1 protein-coding gene and 1 pseudogene are annotated in these 793 nt (G+C 40.7%); one reads left to right on the plus strand and one right to left on the minus strand.

The genetic code is table 11. The annotated features are described in order from the left end of the window. Positions 1–136 (plus strand): annotated as a pseudogene (locus EO766_RS18300) (transposase); the annotation flags it as partial. 190 nt (positions 137–326) lie between these two features. Here EO766_RS18300 and EO766_RS18305 read toward each other — a convergent pair. Next, positions 327–560 carry a hypothetical protein gene (locus EO766_RS18305; RefSeq protein ID WP_287101825.1) on the minus strand — a complete coding sequence of 78 codons (234 nt, stop codon included), beginning with the start codon at positions 558–560 and terminating at the stop codon, positions 327–329. Positions 561–793: the final 233 nt, after the last annotated feature.

Here is a 793-nt window from a genome sequence, read left to right on the forward strand (position 1 = left end):
TACGAGCTTGCCCGCGTTGATCATCGCCGCGCTGTACAAGAGCCGCTGGCAGGTGGAATTGTTTTTTAAGTGGATCAAGCAGCATTTGCGCATCAAGCGCTTTCTGGGCACAAGCGAGAACGCAGTATCTGAACAACATTTGCTATTTTTAAACCAATCTCTGTAAAGCATAGGGCTAATATGGCTAAGCAAAATACTACGATGGGATGCGAATATATATATATTGTTCGAATTAGACTTGAGTGTGAATCCGCCAATTTAGTAAAGCCATACGATACGCAAAATCCAACAAAAAGAGAGCTCAAATACTTTCGCAAACTTTTCATTTAAAATAACCTCCAATTAATCTCTATAAGAACGCCGCCCACCAGAATTGCTAGCATTATTTTTGTTCTCTTACGTAATTTAATTATTTCCAAATTCCCTTCATTGGCTAGCTTAACCATGTCCTGATATGCAATTTGTAATCCATGTTTTTTCCAAATTTTAATTTTTACTGGAAGAACAAAAACCAGTCCGTATAAAACTGCAATAAACCAACTATAAAATCCCAATTTCATTTTTTGCTTTCGAAATGAATTTAACTAAATTATCTCTGATAGAAAACCATTTTTATTTTTACAGCCGTTTAGCATGCATTATCTTTCCCTTCCCGCCTCATTGAGCGCCTTCTGCACCGGCGACAGCAGATATTCCAGCACCGTCCTCTTGCCCTGATTGATTTCCGCCACCGCCTGCATGCCCGGCGTCACCGTCAACGTCCGCCCTTGCGGATCAACCAACACCTGCCGAT

The sequence above is a fragment of the Hydrotalea sp. AMD genome, from assembly GCF_004100315.1.
Lineage (GTDB): Bacteria > Bacteroidota > Bacteroidia > Chitinophagales > Chitinophagaceae > Hydrotalea > Hydrotalea flava.